The sequence below is a fragment of the Micromonospora echinofusca genome (assembly GCF_017614955.1).
Classification (GTDB): domain Bacteria; phylum Actinomycetota; class Actinomycetes; order Mycobacteriales; family Micromonosporaceae; genus Micromonospora; species Micromonospora echinofusca_A.
Genome location: NZ_WVUH01000459.1, coordinates 1 through 4,702, shown reverse-complemented (window position 1 = coordinate 4,702; position 4,702 = coordinate 1). Strand labels below are relative to the sequence as shown.

The window sequence follows — 4,702 nt, the reverse complement described above, 5'->3', positions numbered from 1 at the left end:
GTCCCGGCCGCCGGGAGCGTCGGCTGCCGCCGTGGTGGCGGGATCGTGCTGCGGGGGTACGGGTGGCGGCGGACCGGAATCGGGGGCGAGTACCCTCCGATCCGCCATGACCTGGGCGGATATGGCGGAAGAACGAACGCGGCGAGGTGGACGAGGTTATGTCGAACAGTCGAACCGGCTACCGGCTGGTACGCCGGGCAGGTGACGCCGCGCCGGTGGCCTCCACCGCGCAACCGTTGGACAGCGCGTTGGCGGCGTTCCAGGAGCAGGTCCGGGCCGGCGGGTACGGCCCGTACGACGGTCGCCGGTTGATGGTGGTCTCGGACGAGGAATGGAGTGCCGTCAGCGGGGAGCCCCTGTCGACACCGTCCGGCTCGGCCGCCGCCCCGACGCCTCCCGCGCCGCGCTGGCGGAACCTGTTCGGCAGGCTCCGTTCGTCGCGGTGAGTCCGGCCGACGCCGGCTGACCGCAGGTGCGCCCGGCCCGGCCGACCGTGCGCAGCGCCCGGTCCCGGGCCGTCCTAGTGGTGTACAAGTCGTGGCCGGCAGGGTGCCGGTATGGCGGACTACGAGGTACCCGACCGGTCCACCCTGCTGCTGCGGGTGCGGGAGCCACAGCACGCGACCGTTGCCCTGACGATGCTGCACCGCTGCCTGGGTGGCAGCGCCGATCCCGGTGAGCTGCCCGGCGCCCGGATCTGCACCCTGTCGGACGTCTCCAGCGACGGCCGCCTCGCGCCGGCCGCCGCCGGTGTCCTGCTCCGCCACCCGGGTGAACCGGCCGCCTGGCTGGCCGGGGTCGCCGTGGACCTTCCGTTCCGCCGACGGGGCCTGGGGCGGCGGCTGCTGCAGGAGATCTGCACGATGCTGCGCGGCGAGGGCACGGAGCGACTGTTCGTCCGGATTCCGCCGGAACGGTCGGTGATGATCGTCTGGCTGGTCGGCCAGGGGTTCCGGGTTTCCCCTACCCAACCGCCTCCCGACCTGCCTAGCATGGCCGCCACCAGGGTGGACGCGGCATCAGGGCGGTGGCTGGTCCGGGAACTGTGAGGGGGCCGGCATGCACGGGGCAGGTGCCCCCACCACGCCAGTGGTGACCACGGCGACACACGCGCCACGCCGGCCCGGCGTCGACGGCGATCCGTGGGACTTCCGGATCCTCGGGCCGCTGACCGTCCTGGACTCCCGGGGCACCCCGCTGCACACCGGTACCCGCAAGCAGCGGGCCGTGCTCGCGGTGCTGCTGCTCGAACCGGGCCGGGTGGTCTCCCTGGACCGGATCATCTCCGGTCTGTGGGCCGACGAGGCGCCGTCGAGCGCCACCGGCACCCTCCAGGCGTACATCTCCCAGCTGCGGCGGATCCTGGAACCGGACCGCTCGCCCCGGGCGACGCCCCGGGTCCTGCTGACTCGGGAACCGGGGTACCTGCTGGCGATCCGGCCCGAGCAGGTCGACGCGGTCCGGTTCGCCGGCCGGGTCGAGGCGGCCCGTGGCCTGCTCGACGCGGGTGCTTTCGGGGCGGCGCAGGAGACGCTGGTGGCGGCCCTCGGCGAGTGGCGCGGGGAGGCCCTGCCGGAGTTCGCGGGGGAGGAGTTCGCCGGGCCGGCGGTGGCCCGGCTCGACGGGCTGCGCAACGACGCGATGGAACACCTCACGGAGGCGTGGCTGGCGCTCGGTCACCACAGCCGGGCGGCGGCGCAGGCGCGGACCCTGGTGGACCGGGACCCGTTCCGGGAACGGGCCTGGGGTCAGCTCATGCTGGCGCTGTACCGCGACGGCCGGCAGGCGGAGGCGCTGGAGAGTTTCCGGCAGGCCCGGCGGATCCTCGACGAGGAACTCGGCCTGCCACCCGGCCCGCAGTTGCGCGCGTTGGAGGAGTCGATCCTGCGGCACGACCCGGCGCTGGCCGGGCCGGTGCCGGGTGCGCCCCCCACCGCCATCGCCATCCCCGAGACAGAGCCTAGCGTCCTAGGATGCCCTGCGGATGGTGACGCCGGACCCACGAACAGCACATCACCACCGGCACCCGGGTCCACGACGACCGCCACCGACACGACCGGTGTCCCCACCGGCAGCGGCATCGTCGGCAGGACGGTGACGTTGGCCCGGATCACTGACCGGTTGGCAGCGACCCGGACCGGCCGGGGTGGGCTGCTGATCGTGTCCGGACGCGCCGGTGTCGGCAAGACGATCTTCGCCGAGCGGGCCGTGGACCGGGCGGCTGCCGACGGTGTCACCACGATCTGGAGCCGGTGCGTCGAGGGCAGCGCCACACCGGCGTTCTGGCCGTGGATCCAGATCCTGCGGGCCCTGCCGCCGGGGACCCCGACCGGGCCACTGCTGGACGCGTTGACCGGGCGGGGCGGCCCGGTGGCCGGTACCGACGACCCCGACGCGGCCCGTTTCCACCTGCACGAGACAACGGCGGAACTGCTGCGTTCCGTCGCCCGGCAGGCCCCGCTGCTGGTGGTGATCGACGATCTGCACCTGGCGGACGCCGCCTCGCTGCGGCTGCTGCACCACGTGGCCGCAGAACTGGACCGGCTGCCGATCCTCGTCCTGGCCACGACCCGTTCTGAGCCCGGTGACCTGGGCGGTCCGCTACGGGAGACGTTGGGCGGCCTGGCCAACGCCAGCGGGGTCGAACGCGTCGGCCTCCAACCGTTCACCGTCGACGACGTGGCCGACTACCTACGGGCCGGTACCGGCGTGGAACCGGACGTCGACGTGGTGCGCGCCCTGCACGAACGTACCGGTGGTAACGCCTTCTACCTGAAGGAGCTGCTGCGGCTGCTGGCCAGCGAACACCCCGTCGGCTGGGGTGCGCCGCAGGTACGCGCCGAGTCCGCGGTACCGGAGAGCGTCCGCGACGTGATCAGTCGGCGGGTCGCCCGGATGCCGGAGGGTACCCAGTCCCTGCTGCGCGCCGCCGCGGTGATCGGCCGGGACGTCGACGCGGTCCTGCTGGAGACCACCGCAGGCATCGACAACGAGCAGTTGATGGGGCTGCTCGAACCGGCTGTGGCGACCGGCCTGCTGTTGGAGGTGCCGGACGGCTGGGACTACCGGTTCGCCCACGCGCTGGTCCGCGACGCGCTCTACGCCGAGCTGAACCGGTTGCAGCGGGCCCGGATCCACCGCCGGGTCGGTGAGGCGATGGAGGCCCTGCACCCCGTGGACGACCTGACCGTCGCCGGTCTGCTCGCCCACCACTTCGCCGCCGCCGCCCGGATCGGTACGGCGGACCGCGCCGTCCGGTACGCCCGCCGCGCCGCGCAGCTCGCCGCCGCCCAACTGGCCTACGACGAGGCGGTCGGGTTCCTGGAGACCGCCCTGGCCGCCCTGGACCCGACGGCCACCGATGCGGCCGCCCGGCGGGGTGCCCTGCTCATCGAACTGGGTCGGGCCCGCCGGCTGGCCGGGGACGTGGTCGGTGCCCGGACGGCGCTGGACGAGGCGGTCGGACTGGGTACCGGGCTGCGGGACGACCACCTGGTCATCGAGGCGGCCACCGTGTTCGGTGGGGTCACCCACTGGAACTGGCGGCCCTACGGGCACGTGGACCACCGGATGGTCGCGATCCTGGAGGACCAGATCGCCCGACTGGACCCCGGTGACCGGGTACGCCGCGCGGAGCTGCTGGGTACCCTCGGCGTCGAGTTGTTCTACAGCGACCGGCAGCCCGACGGGGAACGGATGGCCGCCGAGGCGGTGGCCCTGGCCCGGGAGTGCGGGGACGTCGAGCTGCGGATCAGGACGTTGAACAACTACTGCGTGGCGAGCTGGATCCCCGACCGGGGCACGCCACGCCTGCGGGCCGCCAGCGAGATCCTCGACCTCGGTCCGTTGCCCCGCCGGGTGGAGGTGGTCGCCCGGCTGCACCGGATGATGGTGCTGATGACGCGGGGTGAGCTGGCCGCCTACGACGCCGACCTGGCCCGTTGCCGGCACCTGGTCACCGAGGTTCCGCTGCCCGAGCTGGCCGCACAGGTCACCTACGCCGCCGCCGGCCGGGCGATCCTGTCCGGCCGGTGGGCCGAGGCGGAGCGGCTGGTCGCGGAGGCCGTCGACGAGCACCGGCGGACCAGCATGTGGGGTACCGAGTGGATCCGGCTGATGCTGCTGCACACCTGCCGGCGTTTCCAGGGGCGTCCCGGTGAGCTCCTCGACGAGCTGGTCGGCGCGGCCGAGGAGCCCGAGCTGCAACTGCTGCGGCCGACCGCGGTGCTGGCTGCCTGCGAGTCCGGTGACGAGCCGCTGGCCCGTCGGTTGATCGACCGGTGGGGCACCGCCATCCGCCGGGACTGGGCCTGGGACATCGTGACCTGCCAGTGGGCGTTGGTCGCGGTGCGGTTGGGCGTACCGGATCCGGCCCGGCTGCACGACTCGCTGGTCCCGTTCGCCGACCGGTTCGTCTCGGTGGGTTCCGGCGGCGCCACCTGGGGTTCCAGCCGTTACTTCCTGGCCGGACTGGCCGAGCGGCTGGGGTGGCGGGACGAGGCGGTGGCGCACGCGCGGGCCGGGTTGGCCGCGCATGAGGCACTGGGCGTCGCGCATCTGGTCGAGGCCAGCCGGCGCCAGGTCGCCGCCCTGGACTGAGCCCTCCGGGCCGGACCGGGTTGCGGTGCGTGGCGGGGAGGGCTCAGTCCAGGGCGGAGCGGTCCGGCGGGTTGGTGGACGCGATCGGGGTACACCCCTGTGG

Annotated in this window: 3 protein-coding genes; all 3 read left to right on the top strand. The window is 73.9% G+C overall.

Translation table 11 applies throughout. The features are described from left to right. The first annotated feature begins 158 nt into the window (after positions 1-158). The 3 genes from GSF22_RS30865 (at position 159) to GSF22_RS30855 (ending at position 4,599) form a co-directional block, all read left to right on the top strand. A complete protein-coding gene (locus GSF22_RS30865; protein WP_208817438.1) occupies positions 159-446 on the top strand; it encodes a hypothetical protein in 288 nt (95 codons plus the stop codon). Between the two features lie 111 nt (positions 447-557). After that, positions 558-1,049 carry a GNAT family N-acetyltransferase gene (locus GSF22_RS30860; RefSeq protein ID WP_208817437.1) on the top strand — a complete coding sequence of 164 codons (492 nt, stop codon included), beginning with the start codon at positions 558-560 and terminating at the stop codon, positions 1,047-1,049. A gap of 43 nt (positions 1,050-1,092) precedes the next feature. Continuing rightward, positions 1,093-4,599, top strand: a complete 3,507-nt coding sequence (locus GSF22_RS30855; protein WP_208817436.1) for a BTAD domain-containing putative transcriptional regulator — start codon at positions 1,093-1,095, stop codon at positions 4,597-4,599. Positions 4,600-4,702: the final 103 nt, after the last annotated feature.

What these genes read in the sequence shown, in the direction of transcription:
- GSF22_RS30865 (WP_208817438.1), top strand. Translation starts at nt 159, where the DNA reads ATGTCGAACAGTCGAACCGGCTACCGGCTGGTACGCCGGGCAGGTGAC.
- GSF22_RS30860 (WP_208817437.1), top strand. Translation starts at nt 558, where the DNA reads ATGGCGGACTACGAGGTACCCGACCGGTCCACCCTGCTGCTGCGGGTG.